Annotated in this window: 2 protein-coding genes; both read left to right on the top strand. The window is 52.1% G+C overall.

Annotation, left to right across the window (positions count from 1 at the left end; all coding sequences use genetic code 11):
• Positions 1–227, top strand: a 227-nt coding sequence (locus tag BM088_RS27855; protein WP_245763944.1) for a hypothetical protein, incomplete at its 5' end; no start/stop codon positions are given.
• Complete coding sequence (locus tag BM088_RS26880) at positions 134–1399, top strand: IS4 family transposase (protein WP_342742252.1); 1266 nt, start codon at positions 134–136, stop codon at positions 1397–1399. The genes BM088_RS27855 and BM088_RS26880, both read left to right, overlap by 94 nt.
• Positions 1400–1406: the final 7 nt, after the last annotated feature.

The raw sequence follows: 1406 nt of genomic DNA, 5'->3' as shown, positions 1-1406 counted from the left end.
AGGCTATTAGTTTTGCACACCGAATAGATCGACTTCGACAAGGAGACCGCGCATTGATACTGACAAAAGTAGCCACCGCATTGCAAGCCATCTTGTATGAAAAAGCGGACGCGTTAGCAAAAAAAGCGGCTTCATTCAACGCCAGCGCAAACTCAGCGGCTCGAACTTCATCCGCAGCTTGGTGTTTGGCTGGATGGGCAATCCTGCCAGCACATTGGATGGATTAAGTCGGACAGCCGCCTTCCAACAGCTCCCCATTAGTCCACAGGGACTGGACAAACGTTTTACCCAAACAGCGAGTGAGTTCATCCAGCAGGTGTTGGAACAGGCGATTGCGCAAGCTGTGTCCAGTGACCGTCCGGTTCAGTGGGCATTATGCCAACGCTTTCCCGCTGTCTACGTTGAAGACAGTACTCAAATCGCCTTGCCGGACGAACTGACCAGCCTATGGAAAGGTACGGGAGGCGGTGGCGAATCCAAACTCACGAATCAAGCCGCGCTGAAAATTGACCTGCAATACGACCTCAACGGTGGTGAAACACGGCTGGCTCTGCGATCAGGGCGTGATGCCGATAACCGCAGCCCCTTATTGAATGCAGTACAGACCCCGGGAAGCCTGCATATCCGTGATTTGGGTTATTTTGACTTGAAACGGATGGAGGCAGAAGCGCAGCGCGGGGAATACTGGCTATCGCGTCTGCTATCTGGGACGAACGTGTATACGTCCACAGAACAGCCGGAAGCCATCGACTTGGGACAGACATTGCAGGAATTAGCGGCTAAAAATATCACCATCGCCGAACGTTCCGTGTTAGTCGGCGTCACAGCCCAATTACAGGCACGTCTGATCATGGTGCGTTTGTCGGCAGAATCCGCTGCCCGCCAACGCGCTGCCGCCATCGCCAAAGCAGCGAAAAGAGGACGAACACCCTCTGAACGGCACCTAGCCTTGTGCGATTGGTGGTTGCTCATCACCAATGCTCCGCCAACTTTGTTAGAGACCGCCGAAGCTCCCAACCTGTACGGTTCGCGCTGGCAAATCGAACTCATCTTTAAACTCTGGAAAAGTCAAAGTCGCCTCGCGGTTTCCAGAAGTGCCAACGTATGGCGAATTTTGTGTGAAATCTACGTCAAATTACTGATTATCCTCATCCAACACTGGATCATGCTCACCGGATTGTGGGAAATACCCCAGCGCAGCCTCACCAAAGGTGTTCAAGCCATTCAGGAACAGGCTTCCCATCTTGCCGCCTGCATCGCTGAGCGACGCAGCTTGATAAAATGCCTCAAGCAACTGGCAAAACTCTTCGCTTCTTCAACCGCTTGCCGACAAAACAAACGGAGGAAAAAACCTAATAATTGGATGAGATTACAGCAAGTTAGGGAATGGAGGGCTTAAAGTTGAT

Source organism: Pseudoalteromonas denitrificans DSM 6059 (genome assembly GCF_900112265.1).
In the GTDB taxonomy this organism is placed as follows: Bacteria; Pseudomonadota; Gammaproteobacteria; order Enterobacterales; family Alteromonadaceae; genus Pseudoalteromonas; species Pseudoalteromonas denitrificans.
This window is presented reverse-complemented; position numbering and strand designations above follow the sequence as displayed.